Annotated in this window: 21 protein-coding genes; 6 read left to right on the forward strand and 15 right to left on the reverse strand. The window is 67.3% G+C overall.

The genetic code is table 11. The features are described 5' to 3' along the window. Positions 1-41: 41 nt before the first annotated feature. From ABQ137_RS16870 to ccmA, 11 genes are all read right to left on the reverse strand, one after another. A complete protein-coding gene (locus ABQ137_RS16870; RefSeq protein WP_349783227.1) occupies positions 42-464 on the reverse strand; it encodes a DUF1294 domain-containing protein in 423 nt (140 codons plus the stop codon). Beyond that, positions 458-1,660: a homoserine O-acetyltransferase MetX gene (metX, locus tag ABQ137_RS16875; RefSeq protein ID WP_349783228.1), complete on the reverse strand. Its 1,203-nt coding sequence runs from the start codon at positions 1,658-1,660 to the stop codon at positions 458-460. The genes ABQ137_RS16870 and metX overlap by 7 nt, the downstream gene beginning before the upstream one ends. Before the next feature lie 480 nt (positions 1,661-2,140). Continuing rightward, positions 2,141-3,154, reverse strand: coding sequence for a tetratricopeptide repeat protein (locus ABQ137_RS16880; protein ID WP_349783229.1), 1,014 nt, complete (start codon positions 3,152-3,154; stop codon positions 2,141-2,143). Beyond that, entirely contained in the window at positions 3,154-3,588 is a 435-nt protein-coding gene (locus tag ABQ137_RS16885) for a cytochrome c-type biogenesis protein (protein ID WP_184632085.1), read from the reverse strand. The genes ABQ137_RS16880 and ABQ137_RS16885 overlap by 1 nt, the downstream gene beginning before the upstream one ends. Beyond that, positions 3,585-4,187, reverse strand: coding sequence for a DsbE family thiol:disulfide interchange protein (locus tag ABQ137_RS16890; RefSeq protein ID WP_024939984.1), 603 nt, complete (start codon positions 4,185-4,187; stop codon positions 3,585-3,587). Before ABQ137_RS16890 ends, ABQ137_RS16885 begins: the two co-directional genes overlap by 4 nt. Beyond that, on the reverse strand, positions 4,180-6,117 hold the full coding sequence (locus tag ABQ137_RS16895) for a heme lyase CcmF/NrfE family subunit (protein WP_126966094.1): 1,938 nt from the start codon (positions 6,115-6,117) through the stop codon (positions 4,180-4,182). Before ABQ137_RS16895 ends, ABQ137_RS16890 begins: the two co-directional genes overlap by 8 nt. Before the next feature lie 171 nt (positions 6,118-6,288). Further along, entirely contained in the window at positions 6,289-6,759 is a 471-nt protein-coding gene (ccmE, locus tag ABQ137_RS16900; protein WP_039515161.1) for a cytochrome c maturation protein CcmE, read from the reverse strand. Next, entirely contained in the window at positions 6,756-6,926 is a 171-nt protein-coding gene (locus ABQ137_RS16905; protein ID WP_047125263.1) for a heme exporter protein CcmD, read from the reverse strand. The genes ccmE and ABQ137_RS16905 overlap by 4 nt, the downstream gene beginning before the upstream one ends. Beyond that, the gene (gene ccmC / locus ABQ137_RS16910; RefSeq protein ID WP_104554234.1) at positions 6,923-7,675 is read right to left on the reverse strand and encodes a heme ABC transporter permease CcmC; all 753 of its coding nucleotides are present in this window, start codon (positions 7,673-7,675) and stop codon (positions 6,923-6,925) included. The genes ABQ137_RS16905 and ccmC overlap by 4 nt, the downstream gene beginning before the upstream one ends. A gap of 94 nt (positions 7,676-7,769) precedes the next feature. Further along, positions 7,770-8,465, reverse strand: coding sequence for a heme exporter protein CcmB (gene ccmB, locus ABQ137_RS16915; RefSeq protein ID WP_006452115.1), 696 nt, complete (start codon positions 8,463-8,465; stop codon positions 7,770-7,772). Further along, entirely contained in the window at positions 8,462-9,106 is a 645-nt protein-coding gene (gene ccmA / locus ABQ137_RS16920; RefSeq protein WP_024939979.1) for a heme ABC exporter ATP-binding protein CcmA, read from the reverse strand. Before ccmA ends, ccmB begins: the two co-directional genes overlap by 4 nt. A gap of 198 nt (positions 9,107-9,304) precedes the next feature. Here ccmA and ABQ137_RS16925 point away from each other — a divergent pair, with 198 nt between their 5' ends. Next, entirely contained in the window at positions 9,305-10,453 is a 1,149-nt protein-coding gene (locus ABQ137_RS16925; protein ID WP_349783230.1) for a pyridoxal phosphate-dependent aminotransferase, read from the forward strand. Between the two features lie 144 nt (positions 10,454-10,597). After that, complete coding sequence (locus ABQ137_RS16930; RefSeq protein ID WP_104568380.1) at positions 10,598-11,398, forward strand: amidohydrolase; 801 nt, start codon at positions 10,598-10,600, stop codon at positions 11,396-11,398. Positions 11,399-11,477: 79 nt separating this feature from the next. On the opposite strand, the gene ABQ137_RS16935 is transcribed toward ABQ137_RS16930, so the two are convergent. Then, positions 11,478-12,248, reverse strand: coding sequence for a glutaminyl-peptide cyclotransferase (locus tag ABQ137_RS16935; protein ID WP_349783231.1), 771 nt, complete (start codon positions 12,246-12,248; stop codon positions 11,478-11,480). Positions 12,249-12,413: 165 nt separating this feature from the next. Here ABQ137_RS16935 and ABQ137_RS16940 point away from each other — a divergent pair, with 165 nt between their 5' ends. Next, the gene (locus ABQ137_RS16940; RefSeq protein ID WP_016904973.1) at positions 12,414-12,851 is read left to right on the forward strand and encodes a hypothetical protein; all 438 of its coding nucleotides are present in this window, start codon (positions 12,414-12,416) and stop codon (positions 12,849-12,851) included. A 201-nt stretch (positions 12,852-13,052) separates the two neighbouring features. Here ABQ137_RS16940 and ABQ137_RS16945 read toward each other — a convergent pair whose 3' ends face one another. The 3 genes from ABQ137_RS16945 to ABQ137_RS16955 are packed head-to-tail and all read right to left on the reverse strand — an operon-like array spanning position 13,053 to position 16,822. Continuing rightward, positions 13,053-14,681 (reverse strand): pseudouridine synthase, encoded by a 1,629-nt coding sequence (locus ABQ137_RS16945; RefSeq protein WP_349783232.1) that lies wholly within the window; start codon positions 14,679-14,681, stop codon positions 13,053-13,055. Further along, positions 14,674-15,939 carry an SMC-Scp complex subunit ScpB gene (scpB, locus tag ABQ137_RS16950; RefSeq protein ID WP_503021232.1) on the reverse strand — a complete coding sequence of 422 codons (1,266 nt, stop codon included), beginning with the start codon at positions 15,937-15,939 and terminating at the stop codon, positions 14,674-14,676. Before scpB ends, ABQ137_RS16945 begins: the two co-directional genes overlap by 8 nt. Then, the gene (locus tag ABQ137_RS16955) at positions 15,917-16,822 is read right to left on the reverse strand and encodes a segregation and condensation protein A (RefSeq protein ID WP_024940608.1); all 906 of its coding nucleotides are present in this window, start codon (positions 16,820-16,822) and stop codon (positions 15,917-15,919) included. Before ABQ137_RS16955 ends, scpB begins: the two co-directional genes overlap by 23 nt. Positions 16,823-17,172: 350 nt before the next feature. Here ABQ137_RS16955 and ABQ137_RS16960 point away from each other — a divergent pair, with 350 nt between their 5' ends. The 3 genes from ABQ137_RS16960 to ABQ137_RS16970 all read left to right on the forward strand — a co-directional run bounded on the left by ABQ137_RS16960 (position 17,173) and on the right by ABQ137_RS16970 (position 19,089). Further along, positions 17,173-17,472 (forward strand): YciI family protein, encoded by a 300-nt coding sequence (locus ABQ137_RS16960; protein WP_024940607.1) that lies wholly within the window; start codon positions 17,173-17,175, stop codon positions 17,470-17,472. Next, entirely contained in the window at positions 17,469-17,738 is a 270-nt protein-coding gene (locus tag ABQ137_RS16965) for a BolA family protein (RefSeq protein ID WP_016904540.1), read from the forward strand. The genes ABQ137_RS16960 and ABQ137_RS16965 overlap by 4 nt, the downstream gene beginning before the upstream one ends. 328 nt (positions 17,739-18,066) lie before the next feature. Beyond that, positions 18,067-19,089, forward strand: a complete 1,023-nt coding sequence (locus tag ABQ137_RS16970; RefSeq protein ID WP_349783234.1) for a LacI family DNA-binding transcriptional regulator — start codon at positions 18,067-18,069, stop codon at positions 19,087-19,089. Positions 19,090-19,168 lie beyond the last annotated feature (79 nt).

Here is a 19,168-nt window from a genome sequence, read left to right on the forward strand (position 1 = left end):
TCGCACTGACCGGTTGTGCGCATGTATCACGCAGGCGCCGCTCACCCCAGCAATGCGTGGAGTGCTGCCATCAGCGCAGGTTGGCGGCATGCCCAATACAAGGCGGCGACGTTCGCTACGACAGTGATCCAGAACCGCAGCTGGAAGGCCGCCTTGCTGGATTTATGCCGGAACAGCGCCTGCGCCAGCAACGCGCCCGGCCAGCCGCCGAGCAGTGCGATGAGGTGCAGGGTGGCTTCCGGTGTGCGTTGCCGGCCGCGTTGGGCTGCGCTCTTGTCGAGCCGGTAGATCAGCATCGCCAGCAAGCTTGCAGCCGCGTACCACAGCGCCAGCAGCGCCGGCAGGCGACCTGCAACCACCATGGCGGTCATGCCGATCAGGAACAGCAGCGCCAGCGTCTTGCGCGGCAGGCTCTGCTGCCGTGACGGACCACGCCGCCGTTGCGCAGGTCTGGAAATCAGCAAGCATCCAGGAAGTTGCGTACCGCCGGCCCGAAGCGCGCAAAATCGACCAGGAAGGCATCGTGGCCTTGTGGCGAATCCAGCCCGATGAAGTGTGCCTCGGCACCGCCGGCGCGCAGGCCTTCCGCGATCTGTTCCTGTTGCTGCACCGGGAACAGGATGTCGGTGTTGGCACCGATCGCCAGCGCCCGCGCGATGCGGATCTGCGCCAGGCCGGCCAGCACCGTGGCGTCGGTCGAGATGCCTGTATCCGGCCTGGCGGCGACAGCAGTGTCGTCGGTTTGCGTGTCATCGATACGCGCGTCGATGGCCGGGCTGTTGTCGACATACTCGGCCAGATCGAACCAGTCCATCGAGCGGCTCAGATACAGATAGCAATTGGGATCGAAGAAGCGCACGAAGCGGCGCGCATGGCCTTCCAGATAACTTTCGACCTGGAATTCCAGGCCGAACGGATCGTCGGCGGCCTGTTCGGAATCCAGCCGCACGCGGCCGAAGCGGCCGTCCCATTCCAGTGCCGAGCGGTAGGTGATCACGCCGAGCTTGCGCGCCATGCGCATGCCCGATTCCGGGTAACACGTGTTGTCGTAATGGCCGCCGTTCCAGTGCGGATCCAGGCGGATGGCTTCGCGCTGCAGCGAGCGGATCGCGATCGAGAACGGCAGCGCCTGCGCACTGCCGGAGATATTGATATGGCTGCGCGCGATGCCGGGGTGGCGCAGCAACAAGGCCAGTGCGGTCATGCCGCCCATCGAGTTGCCGATCAGGCAGGCCAGTTGCTCGATGCCCAACGCGCGCACCACGTCGGCTGCGGCATCGGCCACATCTTCGATCGACAGTTCCGGGAAACCCAGGCGATACCGCGTGCCGGTGGCAGGGTCGATCGACGCCGGGCCGGTCGAGCCCTTGCAGCTGCCCAACGAATTGACGCAGACCACGAACCAGCGTTCGGTATCGATCGGCTTGCCAGGCCCGAGCATTGCTTCCCACCAGCCCGGCTCGGGATTGGCCGGATTTGCCGCGGCATGCGCATTCGGCGACAGACCGGTGACGATCAACACCGCATTGCTGCGATCGGCTGCCAGCGTGCCCCAGGTTTCGTAGGCGACACGCGCCTGCAGCAGCACACCACCGCGCTTCATCGGAAACGGCGAGGGCAGCGCGTGGAACAGCGTGCCGGGGGGAATGAATTCGGTCATGCGGCAATTCTATCTGCCATGGCAGGTGCCGGGGGGCAGGATGGGATTCGGGATTGGGGATTCGGGAATTGGGAATCGGTTTGAGTCGTTGCTCTGTGTGATGCCACTCTGCAGAGCGGCGGATCTGCGGTTTGGTTGCAGGGTCCTTGCCCTCGACGTTGCGAGTTTGCTGCAAGGACCAGTGGAGATGGTCGGTGTGCGTGGTTTTCAGCAAAACAATCAGCACACTGCCTGGTGCGGTGTCCTTGCCCTCGACGTTGCGAGTTTGCTGCAGGGCCCTTGCCCGCCCACCATCGCAGGACACGCCGCAAGTACGTCCGTGTAGGCTCTTACGCGGCATCCATGCCGCGTAAGGTCCCGCGACGATGGGCGGGCAAGGACCAGTGGAGATGTTGGGTGTGCATGGTTTTCAACACCGCTGCCGACTCACTCCGGTGCGGCGTCATCGTTGATTGCGTCGCGTCGACACGTGGCGGGCAATCAGCGACCGATTACCAGCTCCACCGGCGCGGCAGTGGGCAGTTCCACCATCAACGGCACGCTTTCGACGTCATCGGCCTGGCGCATTGCGTTGCCGCTGCGCGATAGCCGTGCCAGCACCTGCACGGTGTCCAGCGACGACAGCCGGCGCGTCGGCATCGGGCTGTCGCCGTCGTCCAGGGTGATGGTCAACGGCAGCTCGCGCAGCGCGTGTTTTTCCACCGCCACCGGCATCGGCGTGTCGGCGGCGCGCGCAATCACGAAGACGCTGGTGTCGCCCGGCAACCCGGCGCGTTTGGCGAACTCGGCATCCAGCGTCACGCGTACCTGGATGCGTTTGCCGCTGGCTGCATCGGCGGCAGGCGTAGCCGGCGTCTGGATCGGCGCCAGCCTGGCTTCCTGGCGCGCGGCGTTGATCTGTTCCAGCAGGCCGGGGCGGGTAGAGGCATCCACCACGCGCAACAACGGCTCCCAGGTCTCGCTGGCCTTGGCCGGCTGACCGGCCTGGCGCTGCACCACGCCCAGGAACCAGCGTGCGCGTTGATGGTCCGGTTGCACCGCCAGCGCATGTTCCAGCAGGCGCATGGCCTGCGGATCCGGGCGCCCGCTGTCGTCGGCGAGCATGCGCGACTGCGCGGCAGCCACCAGCACATCCGGCTCGTCCGGACGCAGCGCGACCGCGCGCGCAAACGCATCGCGCGCTTCGGCGAATTTCTGTTGGCTGGACAGCGAGCGCCCCAGCAACACCCAGCCTTCGGCCTGATCGGGATTGCGCGCCAGCGCGGCGCGCAGTTGCACGATGGCTTCATCCAGCGAGCGTGGCGTGGCCGGCCGCTCGGCCGGCGCCTGAATCGCGCTCGGTGTGCCGACCAGCCAGTACAGCGCCGCGCTCGCCGCCAGCAGCAACACTGCGATGCTGGCGGTCAGCCCGCGTGCCTCGCGCCATAGCGGCCGCAGCGCCACGCCGAAGACGAGCAGGGCCAGCACCACCACCGCACTGACGAAGCCGGCCATCACCACTCCTGCTCATCGGCGGGCAGGGCAGGCGCAGCCACGCTGCGTCGGCGCACCAGCAACACAATGGCGCCAGCGCCCAGCAACAACACCAGCAGCGGGCCGAACCACAGCAGCCAGGTGCGCGATTCCACGCGCGGGCGGTACAGCACGAACTCGCCATAGCGCGCGACCAGGAACTGGCGGATCTGCGCATTGCTGCGGCCTGCGTGCATCAGCGCCAGCACTTCGCGGCGCAGGTCCTGGGCAATCTGCGCATTGGAATCGGCCAGCGACTGGTTCTGGCACTGCACGCAGCGCAGCTCGGCGGTGAGCGCATGAAAGCGTGCTTCTTCTTCGGCTGAGGCATAGCGCAGCGGCGCCGGGTCGCCGACCGGCTGGGCCAGGGCCAGCCAGGGCAACAGCAGCAGCGTCAGCAGCCAGGCGCGCATCATTGCTTGGCGTGCAGGTCCGGTGCGGCACTGGGCGAGCGCTCGATCTTGCTCAGCACCGGAATCAGCTGCGTGTCGATGATGGATTGGGTGAGCATGCCGCTGTACTTCCAGCGCACCACGCCGCGCCCGTCGACCAGAAAGGTCTCCGGTGCCGCAGCGATGCCGAAGTCGATCGCGGTACGGCCGTCTTTGTCGGCGACCACCAGCAGGTAGGGGTTGCCCAGCTGTTCGAGCCAGCGTAGCGCATCGTTGCGCTCGTCCTTCCAGTTGTAGCCGATCACGCGCACGCGCTTGGTCAGCGCAAAGCGGCTCAGCACCGGGTGCTCCTCGCGGCAGGCCGGGCACCAGCTGCCCCACACGTTGATGATGTACGGCGCGCCGCGCAGTTCGCGCGCATGCACCACGATGCTGGGGTCGTGCAGCAGCGGCAGCGCGAACTCCGGCGCCGGCTTGCCGATCAGCGCAGAAGGCAAAGCATCGCGATCGTCCTGACCGGAGCGCACCACCGCATAGACCAGCAGCGCTGCCAGCGCGAGCAGCAGCACGATGGCACCTACCAGAACCGCAGTAGGCAGGCGGGGTGAACGTGACTCAACCATCTTGGATCTCCGGAGAACGACGAAAACGCCGGTCGGCCGCGGTGACCAGGCCGCCAAGCGCCATCAGCAGCGCCCCCAGCCAGATCCAGCGGACGAACGGTTTGAGGTGGACGCGGACCGCCCAGGCCTGATTGCCCAGGGGTTCGCCAAGCGCGACATACAGGTCGCCGAACGGGCCGGGACGGATCGCCGCCTCGGTCAAGGTCTGCCCGCCGCTGGCGTAGCGGCGTTTTTCCGCATGCAGCAGGCCGACCGGCGCATCGTCCTTGAACACCTGCAGATTGGCACGGTCGGAGACGTAATTGGGCCCGCGCAGTTCTTCGACATTATCGAAGTGCAGCGCGTAGCGGCCGATCTGCATCTGCTGCCCGGGCGCCAGTGCGACCTCGCGCTGCAGGCTCAGTGATTCCACCAGCAACGCACCGGCCAAAAACACCGCCACGCCCAGGTGCGCCAGCAGCATGCCCAGCATTTCGGCAGTGAGCTTGCGGCCCTTGGCCGCGCGCCGCGTCCACAGGAAACGCAGCGTGCCCAGCAGTACCCAGGCCGCGCCGGCCACGCCGAGTGCCGCCTTCCACTGGCCCTGCGGCGCGGCGAACCAGGCCAGCACGCCTGCGGCAACCGCCAGGCCTGCCCATGGTGCGAGCATCGCCAGCGGACGCGAGGCCTGCTCGCGCTGCCAGCGGGTCAGCGGGCCGAACGGCAACAGCGCCACCAACGGCGCCATCAGCACCAGGAACAAGGTGCCGAAGTAGGGCGGCCCCACCGACAGCTTGCCCAGGCCCAAGGCGTCGGCCAGCAGCGGATACAGCGTGCCCAGCAACACCATTGCGCAGGCGCAGGCGAGCAGCAGGTTGTTCAACAGCAGCAAGGTTTCGCGCGAGCTGCCGGCGAACGCGCGGCGCGGGTCATCGAGCAGCGACAGGCGCGGCGCACGCAGTGCGTACAGCAGCAGCGAACCACCGACCACCGCCAGCAGGAACACCAGGATGAACAGGCCGCGCGACGGGTCGGCCGCAAACGCATGCACGCTGGTCAGCACGCCCGAGCGCACCAGGAAGGTGCCCAGCAACGACAGCGAAAAGGCGGCGATCGCCAGCAGCAAGGTCCAGCTGGCGAAGCTGCCGCGCTTTTCGGTGACCGCCTGCGAATGCAGCAAGGCGGTGCCCACCAGCCACGGCATGAAACTGGCGTTTTCCACCGGGTCCCAGAACCACCAGCCGCCCCAGCCCAGCTCGTAATACGCCCACCAGCTGCCAAGTGCGATGCCGACGGTGAGCATGGCCCAGGCCACATTGGTCCATGGCCGCGTCCAGCGCAGCCAGCGCGCATCCATGCGGCCTTCCAGCAACGCGGCGATGGCGAAGGCGAACGGCACCGCGAAACCGACATAGCCGCAATACAGCATCGGCGGATGGATGATCAGCCCCGGGTCCTGCAATAGCGGATTCAGGTCGGCGCCTTCCAGCGGCACCGGCAACAAGCGCGCGAACGGATTGGAGGTGAACAGCAAAAACGCCAGGAAGCCGATGCTGACCAGCGCCATTACCCCCAGCACGCGCGCCACCACCTGCGCGGGCAACTGCCGCGACCACAGCGCCACCGCCCCGGTCCACAGCGCCAGCACCAGCGTCCACAGCAATAATGAGCCTTCGTGCGCACCCCATACCGCCGAGTAGCGATACATCACCGGCAGCAGGCTGTTGGAATTCTCGGCGACATAGCGCACCGAAAAATCCTGCACCAGGAAGGCATGCGTCAGCAGCGCGAAGGCCGCTGCGATCAGGCCCAGCTGCAGCAACGCGGCCGGCCGCGCGACCGCCATCCAGCTGCTGCGCCCACGCTGCGCACCGGCCAGCGGTAGCGCGGCCTGCACCAGGGCCACCAGCAAGGCCAGAATCAGCAGGAAGGTGCCGAGCTCAGGCAGCATCGGGTTGGCGCGTTGGTGGGCAGGCAGTGGTGCGACGCTTGCCGGCGCAATGCAGGGGCGGCCGCCGGGCAGCGTCTGCATGCGCCTGCCCGGGCACGGCGACATCGTCGGCCACGCAAGTAAGCTGCAAGCGATCACAGCGCAGCAAGGCGAACGTTTTGACCCCTGCCATCAACGCAGCGCTCCGGCCTGGTCTGCGGCCGCCGGCACGTCATGCTTGCGGTGCGCGCTGCCCATCTTGTCGGCGACTTCCTTCGGCATATAGGTCTCGTCGTGCTTGGCCAGCACATCTTCGGCAACGAAGACGCCGTTCTGCATGCGCCCGGTCGCCACCACCGCCTGGCCTTCGCGAAACAGGTCCGGCAGGATGCGGTCGTAACGCACCGGCAACTGTGCATCGCCATCGGTGACCCGGAACTGCGCTTCCAGCGAACCGGACGCACGTTGGAACGAGCCTTTCTCCACCATGCCGCCGAGCCGGAAGCGCGCATGCTCGCCGGCGTCGCCGCGCAGCACTTCCGACGGTGTGTACAGATAAGCCACGTTGCGCTGCAGTGCCATCGCCACCAGCGCGGTCGCCAGGCCACCGGCCAGCACCAGCGCGATCACCAGCCAGATCCGGCGGCGCCGTTGCGGGTTCACCGGATCAGCTCCGCATCGCTGGGCACCGCGCGCTTGCGCTCGCGCAGATGCCGCGCCTGCGCGATCTTCGTCGCGCGGCGCAGCTGCCAGCGGCCGGCGATCAGGTCCCACAGCAGCACCAGCACGAATACCGCGTAGGCAGCGATGACGTAGGGCAGGTAGCTCATGCCGCGTGCTCCGGCGCATCGCGCACGATCCAGGCCTTGCCGGCCTCGCGGCGCAGGTTGTCGGCGCGCGCACGCGTCAGCAGCGAACCGGCGAACCAGAACTTGGTGCCGATCACCATCAGCCACAGCGGCAGCAGCATGCTGGCATCGATGCTGGAGGGGCCGAGCAGGCGGATGCTCTGGCCCTGATGCAGCGAATTCCACCACACCACCGAATAGCGGATCACCGGCAGCAGCGCCACGCCGACGATCGCCAGCAAGGCGGCCGCGCGCGCGGCCTGACGGCGATCGTCGATGGCCTGGTACAGACCGATCACGCCCAGATACAGGAACAGCAGGATCAGCTCGGTGGTCAGGCGCGGGTCCCAATCCCACCAGGCGCCCCACATCGGCTTGCCCCAGATGCTGCCGGTCAGCAGGGTGATCACGGTGAACGCCGCGCCGATCGGCGCGCAGGCCATGGCCAGGATTTCGCAGATCTTGATGCGCCAGATCAGCGCGATCGCCGCGTACACCGCCATCAGCCCGAACACGAACAGGCTCATCCACGCGCTCGGCACATGGATATACAGAATGCGGAAGCTATCGCCCTGCTGGTAGTCGGCCGGGACCGCAAACAAGGCCTGCCAGATGCCCACGCCCAGCAACACCGCGGCCAGCGCGTAGCACCACGGCGCCCAGCGCGCAGTGAAACGGTCGAAGATCGGAGGCGAGGCGAGTTGGTGGAACCAGCGGGCGACGACGTTCATGCGATGGCAGCAGCCTTTGGAATGGCATTGGCTCTCGAAACAGCAACAACGCAATGAGTGGAGCGTCTTGTCGACAGCGCATCGACCGCAGGGCTCAACTCAAGGAAATCCGGATTGCGGCAGCCGCAGCCAGCGGTGCCAGCACCACGCCGATCACTAATCCGGCGCCCAGCAACAACAACGCACCCACCGCATCCTGCCCTTGTCCGCTGGCCGCGACACTGCCGGCACCGAACACCAGCACCGGCACGTACAACGGCAACGCCAGCAACGCCACGAGAATACCAGAGCGTTTCATCGTCACCGTCAGCGCCGCGACCACGGCACCAAGCAGGCTCAGAAGCGGTGTGCCCAGCGCCAACGATGCCAGCAGCACTGGTAGTTGGTCATGTGGCAGGTGCAGCAATTCGCCCAGCAGCGGCGTCACCGCGATCAACGGCAGCGCGCTGGTCGCCCAGTGCAGTAGCACGCGCACCGCGATCAGCCACGCCAACGGCACCGGCGCCAGCAGCCATTGCTCCATCGAGCCGTCTTCCACGTCGCTGCGGAACAACGCATCCAGCGACAGCAGGCCGGCCAGCAGCACCGACAGCCACAGCACCGCCGGTGCGGCCTGCGCCAGCAGGTCCGGGCGACCGCCCAGGCCCAGCGCGAACAACACCACGATCAGCAGGGCGAACAGCGCCGGCTGCAAGGCATCGCTGCGACGGCGCCACAGCAGCTGCAGGTCGCGGCTGAGCAGCGCGCGCGCGGCCTGCCACAGCGAGGGTTGTGGCGAATGCAGGCTCATGCCGCCGCCTCCAGCGTGAGCATGCGCGTGCGTACCGGCGGCGCCGCATAGGCGCCGTGGGTGGTGACCAGCGCCGCGCCACCGCCGCGCAGGTGCGCGGAGATCATCCGGTTGACCAGGGTGATGCCGTCCAGGTCCAGGTTGGCGTAGGGCTCGTCCAGCAGCCACAGCGGGGCCGGCGACAACCACAGCCGCGCCAGCGCCAGGCGCTTGCGCTGGCCGGCCGACAGCTGCCGCACCAACGCATCCTCGTAGCCGGCCAGACCGACGATGGCCAGCGCACTGCCGGGCATCTGTTTGGCGCGGCGGCCATGCAGGCCGCACAGGAAGTGCAGGTTCTCCAGCGTGCTGAGATCGGCCTTCAGCCCCGGCAAATGGCCCAGATAGGCCATGAAGCGGCTGCGGTCGCCGCGCCGCGCGGTCTTGCCGTCAATCTGGATCTGCCCGCGCTCCACATGCAGCAGCCCGGCCAGCACCCGCAGCAGCGTGGTCTTGCCGGCGCCGTTGTCACCTTGCACCAGCAGCGCCTCGCCGGCATCGACATGGAAATCCAGCGGGCCGAACACCGGCTCCTCGTTGCGGCTGAAAGCCAGCGCGCGCGCCGCCAGCAGCGGTGGCGCAGTGTGCAGCGGTTCGATCATCGGCGCAGCGGGCTCCCGTCGCAGGACGGCATGGGGTGGGCGAGGCAGGGCGCGCATTGTAGCGACGATGGCGCGCTGCCGGGGGCGCGTTCGGCGGCGTGATGTGTCCGGGAACGCTGTTTTGCATTGCCTGGGCGCAACCGCCTGGCGGCTTTGCGTACACTCGCGGTCCCCCCGTTTGTTGCCCGGACAGGCCCGATGCCCCTCACGACCAAGCTGCCCAAGGTGGGCACCACCATCTTCACCGTCATGTCGCAGCTGGCGGCCGAACACGGCGCGGTGAATCTGGGCCAGGGTTTTCCCGATTTCGCGGTGCCGCAGCGGCTGGTCGATGAACTGACCAAGGCCATGGCGGCCGGCCACAACCAGTACCCGCCGATGACCGGCGTTGCGGTCCTGCGCCAGGCCATCGCCGGCAAGGCGCAGCGCTGCTACGGCGCGCAGGTCGATGCCGACAGCGAGATCACCGTCACCAGCGGGGCCACCGAGGCGATCTTCAACGCCACCCACGCGGTGGTGCGCGCAGGCGAGGAGGTCATCGTGCTGGACCCGGCCTACGACTGCTACGAGCCGGCGATCGACCTGGCCGGCGCGCGCGCCGTGCACGTGGCGCTGGACCCGCAGACCTTCGCCATCGATTGGCCGGCGCTACGCGCGGCGATCACGCCGAAGACGCGCCTGCTGATGATCAACTCGCCGCACAATCCCTCCGGCGCGATGCTGTCTGCCGATGACATGCAGCGCTTGACCGAGCTGTTGCGCGGCAGCGACATCTTCCTGCTCTCGGACGAGGTGTACGAACACATCGTGTTCGACGGCCGCCGCCACGAATCGGTGTTGCGCTGGCCGGAACTGCGCGAGCGCGCGTTCGTGATTTCCAGCTTCGGCAAGACCTATCACTGCACCGGCTGGAAGATCGGCTACGCCATCGCGCCGCCGGCACTGAGCGCCGAGTTCCGCAAGGTGCACCAGTACAACACCTTCACCAGCTTCGGTCCGGCCCAGCACGCATTCGCCGCGATGATTCGCGACGAACCCGAACACGACGAACACCTCGGCGCGTTCTACCAGGCCAAGCGCGACCGTTTCCGCGAACAGTTGCTGACCACGCGCCTGAAGCCGTTACCGGTGCCCGGCGGCTACTTCCAGCTGGTCGACTATTCGGCGATCAGCGACCTGCCCGACACCGAGTTCGTGAAGTGGCTGACGGTGGAAAAGGGCGTGGCCGCGATTCCGCTGTCGCCGTTCTACGAGACCGCGCCGCAAGGGCAACGACTGGCGCGGCTGTGCTTCGCCAAGAACGATGCGACGCTGGATGCGGCGATCGCGCGGTTGCAGCAGCTCTGACGCGCTGGGATTCGGGAATCGGGATTAGGGAATCGTAAAAGCGGTTGGTCGTTTGTTGACGAGTTCGCAGAATGCCGATGACAGGAAGCCACCCGAAACCCGCCGTTCGAATCCCAAATCCCACTCCCGAATCCCGAGCCTTTAATGAACGACCTGCGCATCTCCCTGATCCAAGGTGACACCCGCTGGCATGACCCGGCCGGCAATCGCGACTATTACGGTGCGTTGCTGGAGCCGTTGGCCGGGCAGACCGATCTGGTGATCCTGCCGGAGACCTTCACCAGCGGGTTCTCCAACGACGCCATCGACAAGGCCGAGGACATGGACGGGCCGACCGTGGCCTGGGTGCGTGCGCAGGCGGCGCGGCTGGATGCTGCCGTCACCGGTAGCGTGCAATTGCGCACGCCCGAAGGCGTGTTCAACCGGCTGCTGTGGGCCACGCCGGACGGGGCGCTGCAGTATTACGACAAGCGCCATCTGTTCCGCTTCGGCAACGAGCACCTGCGCTACGCGGCCGGGCGCGATCGCCTGACGGTGGAGTGGAAGGGCTGGCGGATCAATCCGCAGGTCTGCTACGACCTGCGCTTTCCGGTGTTCTGCCGCAATCGCTTCGATGTCGAGCGGCCGGGCCAGCTGGATTTCGATCTGCAACTGTTCGTCGCCAACTGGCCGTCCGCGCGCGCCTATGCCTGGAAGACGTTGCTGCGCGCACGCGCGATCGAGAACCTGTGCTTTGTGGCAGCGGTCAACCGCGTCGGCGTCGACGGCAATCAGCTGCACTACGCCGGCGACAGCGCCGTGATCGATTTCCTCGGCCAGCCGCAGGTGGAAATCCGCGAGCAGCCACAGGTGGTCACCACCACCGTCAGCGCTGCCGCCCTGGCCGAACACCGCGCACGCTTCCCGGCGATGCTGGATGCGGATGGCTTTGTGATTCGGGATTAGGGATTAGGGATTGGTGCAAGCAGGCAAGGCACAGCTATCCGTTTGCCCGCTGTTGCGAATCCCCAATCCCCAATCCCCGCTACTCACCCAACTTGATCTCGTAGATCTTCGGCCACCGCTTGCCGGTGACGAACAGACGATCGTGCTCGGCGTCGTAGGCGATGCCGTTGAGTACATCGTTGCTTGGGTCGCTCAGGGTGTCGGCGTCCGGCACCAGCGCCTTCAAGTCGATCCAGGCGATCACCTTGCCGCTGGCCGGGTCGATGCGTGCGATGCGGGTGGTCAGCCAGACGTTCGCCAACAGCTCGCCGTTGACCCATTCCAGCTCGTTGAGATTGTCCAGCGCCCTGCCGCCGGCAGTGACCTTGATGCTGCCGACCTGCTGCAGCGTCTGCGGATCCAGCCGTCGAATGCGGGCAGTGCCATCGCTCATGTACAGGCTGCTGTCGTCGCGGGTCAGCGCCCAGCCCTCGCCGGAATAACTGAACTGCGTGCGCGGCGTCAGCGTGGCCAGGTCGTAGACAAACCCGCGCTGGTTGCGCCAGGTCAGCTGGATCAGGCGGTCGTGCCAGGCCACGATGCCTTCGCCGAAAAACGGCGCCGGTGTCGAGGCCTGCTGCAGGACGCGGCCGGTCGCCAGCTCGACCTTGCGCACGCTGGACTGGCCCAGTTCGCCGGTGCTCTCGTACAGGTAGCCGTCGAGATAGAACAGGCCTTCGGTAAAGGCGGCGGTGTCGTGCGGATAGGTGCGCACGACGGTATAGCCCTGGGTCGGGATGGTCTCGCCGCAGTGGGCGAGGGTGGGCAGCAGCAGGGCGGCGAAGAGCAGGCTGTAGGCGGTGCGTGGCATGCCGCAATCATCCCATGCCGCCATTGCAGACTGTGGCTGCGCAGGCCGCGGGCCGGCGAAATAATGATTCGCTGAACGGTCGCATGCGTGGTGCCGGCATGTTGTCGCGGCTGCCACATCGGCGCTGCTAGGCTCGGCGCCACGTTCACCAACCGGAATGCCCGCATGATCAAGTCCCTTTCCCTCTTCGCGCTGCTGGGCGCCGCAACGCTTGCACCGCAGGCGCAGGCCGCCGGCAACATCGACTGCCAGCTGTCGTTCAACCTGTCGGGCTGGTCGGTGTTCTACAAGACCGCCAGCGGCACCGGCACCATCAAGTGCGACAACGGCGCGGTGATCCCGGTCAAGATCTCCAGCAAGGGCGGCGGCCTGACCGTCGGCAAGTCCAAGATTGTCGGCGGCCGCGGCACCTTCTCCGGCGCCTACAGCCTCAATGATCTGTTCGGCACCTACGCGGCGGCCGAAGCGCATGCCGGCGTGGTCAAGTCCAGCACGGCACAGGTGGTCACCAAGGGCGACATTTCGCTGGCCCTGGCCGGCACGGGCGAGGGCGTCGATCTGGGCGTGGCGGTGGGCAACTTCGTCATCGAGCGTCGCAAGTAAGACGCTGTGCATGCAGCGCAAGCGTCGCCAATGGTCGACGCCTGCGTGAACGCGCAGCGCCCCCAGACAGTGGGCTCAGCGCTGTTGCTGTACGAACTCGGTGTCGCTGCTGTTTCCAGCAACTGCGATGCCGGGCGCGAACGGAAACACCAATAAAAAACGGCCCTTTGCAGGGCCGTTTTTTATTGCGCGTGCCGCAGCTTAGCGACCGCGATTACCGCCGCCTGGCGGACGACGATTGCCGCCACCCGGCGGGCGACCACCCGGTCCACGCGGCGCGCCGCCCGGACCACCCGGACCGCGATTGCCGCCCGGACCACGGTTGCCACCGGGGCCACCCGCGCGTGCGCCGGTCGGGCGACCGGCCGCCGGACGTGCCGCGCCATACGGGCTGAAACCCGGGTTGGCGTGATCGGACGGAAAGCTCGGCGCATTGCCCGGATGACCGTACGGGTGCTTGCGCTGACCCTGGCCCTGCGACTGGCCCTGTCCGCTACCGGCGCCGCCACGTCCCGCGCCGCCCGCGCCAGGGCGTGCATTGCCCGCGCCGCCACCTGGGCGTGCACCGCCCGGACCCTTCTTCGCGTACGGGCGCGCCTGGCCGGTGCCAGGGCCACCGGGGCCGGCATTGCGGTGGCCGCTCGGGCCGGTGCTCACGCCATCGGGCACGTACCAGCTGCGGAACGCGGCCGGGTTGCCGTCCGGAAGGCCGCGGTCGCCCTTGGAGGGGGCGCGTTGCTTGAATGGGCGCTGCTGCGACTGCTTGGCTGCCGCTTCGCCGCTGACGGTGAGGCCGCCGCGGAAACCGCCCGGCTTGCCACGGCCACGGCCGCCGCGATCTTCGCGCGGGTTGTCGAAGCGGCGCAGTTCGCGTCCTTCGTCGGCGCCGGAGGTCTGGCCGTTGACGTAGGCATTGCTGCGGCCATCGCGCGAGACGTGCACGGTGGACTTGGCGGCGCGGCGCTGGCCGATCACCGGCTGCAGCGTCAGCGCCGACGGCGCGCCTTCTTCCAGCTTGAGTTCGGCACGCAGGCTGTCGACCTTGTCCTGCGCCACTTCGATGGACTGCCCACGCAGCAGTTCGCGCGGCAGCGAGATCTTGCCGTAGCGGCTGCGCTTGAGGCGACTGACCTGGCAGCCCTGCGACTCCCACAGGCGACGCACTTCGCGGTTGCGGCCTTCCTTGACCACCACGCGGAACCAGTCGTGCGAGTCGGTGCCGCCGATGCGTTCGATCTCGTCGAACTTGGCGCCGCCGTCTTCCAGCAGCACGCCGCGCGACAGGCGCTCGATGATGGCGTCGGAGACCTTGTCCTCGCCTTCCGGGGCGCGTACGCGCACCACGTATTCGCGCTCGACCTCGTAGGAGGGATGCATCATCGCGTTGGCCAGCTCACCGTCGGTGGTCAGCAGCAGCAGGCCGGTAGTGTTGATGTCCAGGCGGCCGATGGCGATCCAGCGCGAGCCCTTCAATGCCGGCAGCGACTCGAACACGGTCGGGCGGCCTTCGGGGTCTTCGCGGGTGGTCACTTCGCCTTCGGGCTTGTTGTAGATCAGCACGCGCGAGGGCTCGGTCAGCGCGCTGGCCACGAAACTGCGGCCATCCAGCTCGATCTTGTCGCCGCTGCGCACCGACATGCCGGTCTGCGCGACGGCGCTATTGACCTTGATCAGGCCATCGGCAATGCGCTGTTCCAGCGCGCGGCGCGACCCCAGTCCGGCCTGGGCCAGCACCTTGTGCAGGCGCTCTTCCAGCTTGGGCGCTTCGGGCGCGCTGTCGCGCTTGAGGGAAAGCTTGTTCAACGACAGCTTGCGGGGGGTGTCACTCATGTGTCTGGCTCCGGCCGACGCGTTCTGGGTCGGCCTCTGGTTCGGAATCGGCTTCGTCAACAGCCACGGTCGTCGTCGCGACGGCGTTGTCTTCGTCTTCGTTCACTGCGTCCGCGCGCGTTCCCGGCGCGGTGTCGGGGTCGCCCTCACGGGCGTCATCTGGGTTCAACGGTTTTGGGTCCTGCGCCGAGGCATGCTCGGGGTGTTGCGGTGTGTCGTTACTCGATTCATCGGCGCTGGCCTGGTCATCGACCGCGTCGGCGTGGTGTTCGTGTTCGTCGTCGACTGCAGTGCCTGGGCTGGCGATCTGGTCGCTGTCGTCTACATCAACATCGGTATCGCCATCGCCATCGGCATCGACGGCCAGCTCGGCATCGGCATCGGCGTGCATTGCATCGTTGCTGTCGCTGGTTGCATCGGTGGTGCTGTCCGATGCCGGCAGCACCTCCTCGGCATCGCGCTGTTCCTGCGCGTCGTCGCCCGGGTCGGCGTCCACGTCAGCGCCAACATCCGCTGCCGCGTCAGTCCGGGCGGCAATCGCCGCATCGGCGCCGGCGCCATCTGCATCCGCACTATCCGGGTCTGGATCCGTATCCGGACCCGCTTCAGCATGCTCCGCACCCATCGCCGCCGACGCCGGCACCGCGCCATCCAGTTGGCCGTCGCGGTCCAGCGGCAGCTGCGGTTCCAGCTCGGCAATGTCCTTCAACTCAGACAATGGCGGCAGCTCGTCCAATCGCTTGAGCCCGAAGTAATCCAGAAAGCCCTTGGTAGTGCCGAACAGGGCCGGCTTGCCGGGCACGTCGCGGTGGCCGACCACGCGGATCCACTCGCGTTCTTCCAGCGCCTGGATGATGTTGCTGCTGACCGCCACGCCGCGCACCTGCTCGATCTCGCCGCGGGTGATCGGCTGGCGGTAGGCGATCAGTGCCAGGGTTTCCAGCGTGGCGCGGGTGTACTTGGTGCGGCGCTCGGTCCACAGCCGGGCGACCCAGCCATGCACGTCCGCCTTGACCTGGAAGCGGAACCCCGAGGCCACCTCGACCAGCTCCACGCCGCGCTCGGCGCAGCCGTCGCGCAGCAGTTCCAGCGCACGCTCGACGCTGCCGGGCGGCGCCGGTTCTTCTTCCGGAAACACGCCCTGCAGCTGCGCCAGCGTCAGCGGCTGGCTGCTCGCCAGCAGGGCGGCTTCGATAATGCGGGTGATCAACGCTTGATCCATTCGGTGATCGGCTTCAGAGGGGTTCGTTGGCGGCATCGCTGTCGTCGAATTCGCTGGAGAATTGCAGCGGCGCATTGGTATTGCCCAAGGCCAGCGACTTCACGTAGATCGGCGCCAGCGGCGCCTCCTGCACGATGTCCAGCAACTGCTCCTTGGCCAATTCGAGCAGCGCCAGGAAGGTGACCAGCACGCCGAGCTTGCCTTCTTCGGCCGTGAACAGCGATTCGAAACGGTAGAACCTGCCATCGTCCAGGCGGCTCAGCACATCGCCCATGCGCTGGCGCACGCTCAGCGCCTCGCGCTTGATCGCATGGCCGGTGAACAGTTCGGCGCGTTTGAGCACGTCGTACAGCGCCATCAGCATTTCTTTCAGTTCCACCGGCGGCGGCAGCTTGACCGCGGCGCGCTCGGGTAGATGCGCCTGCACCGGCGCGCTGTCGCGGCCCATGCGCGGCAGGGTGTCCAGATCCTCGGCAGCCTGCTTGAAGCGTTCGTATTCCTGTAGCCGGCGCACCAGCTCGGCGCGCGGATCGTTTTCTTCGCCTTCCTCGCTGGGCGGGCGCGGCAACAGCATGCGCGACTTGATCTCGGCCAGGATCGCGGCCATCACCAGATATTCGGCCGCCAGTTCGAAGCGCAGCTCCTGCATTACGTTGATGTAATCCACGTACTGCCGGGTGATCTCGGCGACGGGGATATCCAGGATGTCCAGATTCTGGCGGCGGATCAGATACAGCAGCAGGTCCAGCGGACCTTCGAAGGCATCCAGGATGACTTCCAGCGCGTCCGGCGGAATATACAGATCCTGCGGGATCTGCAGCACCGCTTGCCCATGCACCACCGCCAGCCGCATTTCCTGCTGCTGTGGCGGCGCGCTCGTGGCTGGCGGATTCGCGTCGTGCGCGAGTTCGGAATTCATCAGGTCGACATCGGGTCTTACGGTCGCCGGCCACGGTCGGAGCCGCGCCTGCAGGGCTTTGCCTTGAGTTATTGCGATCAATGTCGTGCCCGTGCCGGCACGATCCTACAAATCCACATACAACGTGCGCCGCGTGGCATGCGGCGACGGAACAGCGAGGAGGTCGTCTACGCGGGTCGGCGGTGGGCAGCGAATCGGTCGTCGAGGAGGCGTGGGGCCTGGGCCGACGGGCCGCTGCGTCCGATTGCGTGTGCAGTGGTGGCAAGGGTAATGCGTGCGCGGGGGCGGTGTCCAGCGCCGAGGCGGCTAGAATCCCGGGGCTGTTCTTCACGTCTTGGGCGAGGTGGCCTATGTGGTACGTAATCGAAGGGTATGACCGTGCCGACGCACTGGCGGCCCGGCAGCAGGCGCGACCGGCGCATCTGGCCCGTTTGCAGACGCTGGCGGCGGCAGGGCGCCTGCTGGTGGCCGGGCCATGTCCGGCGATCGATGCCGAGGATCCGGGCCCGGCCGGTTTCAGTGGCAGCGTGGTCATCGCCGAATTCGACGCGCTGGATGACGCCCGCGCCTGGGCCGATGCCGATCCGTATGTCGAGGCGGGCGTCTACGTGCGCACCGAGGTCCGCCCGTTCCGCCGGGTGCTGCCATGAGCCGGGTCGAGCGGATCCGCACCGCGCTGCAGGCGGCGCTGGCGCCGACCGAGCTGGAGGTGGTGGACGACAGCCATCGCCACGCCGGGCATGCCGGCGCGCGCGACGGCCGTGGGCATTTCAATGTGCGCGTGGTCAGCGCCGCCTTCGCCGGCAAGCCGCCGCTGGCGCGGCACCGCGCGGTCTATGCCGCAGTGGGCGAGATGATGCAGACCGATATCCACGCGCTGTCGATCGAGGCGATCGCGCCGGGCGAGGCGGGATAACCAGGCCACTCAACCAGCCGTCGTAGGAGCGCACCCGGGCGCGACGGGGGTATCGGTAAGGCCTGTCGCGCCCGGGTGCGCTCCTACGGGCGGCGACCGTTCCCTCCGGAGCGCCAAACCGCCCCAACCGTGATCGCCGTCGACCTTCATCCGTGGACATATGGGCGATATTTGTTGCGTCGCAACACATTGCTTCACGTATTCATCACTTGCAGATGCTTGATCTGTAAGCGTTTTCACGGGCGTGAAGACAGGGGTTTACGCCTTCGTATGAAAACGCTTACAGTCCGCGCCAGTTTTGGGAACTCGGTCGCGGAGGGCGACACGAATGGCCAAGGGTGCGGTCACCATCAAAGATGTCGCCAGGGAAGCACAGGTCTCCGTTGCAACGGTGTCGCGTGCGCTCAATGGGCATGACAACGTCGCCGGGCCGGTGCGCCAGCTGGTGCAGGACGTGGCCGCCCGGCTGCGCTACAGCCCGCATGCGGCAGCCCGCAGCCTGAGCAGCCGACGCACCCAGACCCTGGGCGTGGTGCTGCCCGATCTGTATGGCGAATTCTTTTCCGAGCTGATCCGCGGAATCGATGGTGCGGCACGCGCCGCCGGCCAGCATCTGCTGGTGTCCAGTTACCACGGCGACCCGGAAGCGCAGGGCAGGGCACTGCAGTCCATGCGCGGGCGCGTGGATGGTCTGCTGGTGCTGTCGCCGTATGCCGAGCAGCCCGGGTTCCTCACCGACAACCTGCCGCAGGCGCTGCCCACGGTATTGATCAACGCGCATCTCCCCGGCGATGCCTATCCGGTGCTGAGCATCGACGACCATGCCGGCGCGATGGCGATGACCGAACATCTGTTGTCGGCCGGACATCGGCGCATCGCCTTCATCGGCGGGCCAGCGCTGAATTTCGATGCGCGCGAACGCCTGCGTGGCTTCCGCGATGCGATCGCCGCCTACGGCGATACCGCGCAGGGCATCGAATTCCCCGGCGACTTCGACGAGGCCTCCGGCCACCGCGCCGGCCAGGCGATGCTGGCCGGCGGCACGCTGCCCGACGCGGTCTTCGCTGCCAACGACATGACCGCGCTGGGCTGCCTGTACGCGTTTGTCCAGGCCGATGTCTCGGTGCCCGGCGATGTGGCACTGGCCGGTTTCGACGATATTCCGCTGGCCCGTTTCGTCCATCCGGCGCTGACCACGATGCGGGTCAGCATCGCGCGCCTGGGCGAGCAGGCGATGTCCCGGCTGATGCGGCTGGTGGACCAGCCCGGCCGCGACGACGGCATCCGCCAATTGCTCACGCCCGAGCTGGTGATCCGCGCCTCCTGCGGCGCCGGCGAGCCCGGCCCCTGAGGTTTCCTGCCCGCTGACCCTTTTCGCGGACGTTCTGTCCGCTCCCGCTGCCCCCCGCAGCGGTCGTTCCTGCAAGTCG

The sequence above is a fragment of the Xanthomonas sp. WHRI 8393 genome, from assembly GCF_040203315.1.
In the GTDB taxonomy this organism is placed as follows: domain Bacteria; phylum Pseudomonadota; class Gammaproteobacteria; order Xanthomonadales; family Xanthomonadaceae; genus Xanthomonas; species Xanthomonas arboricola.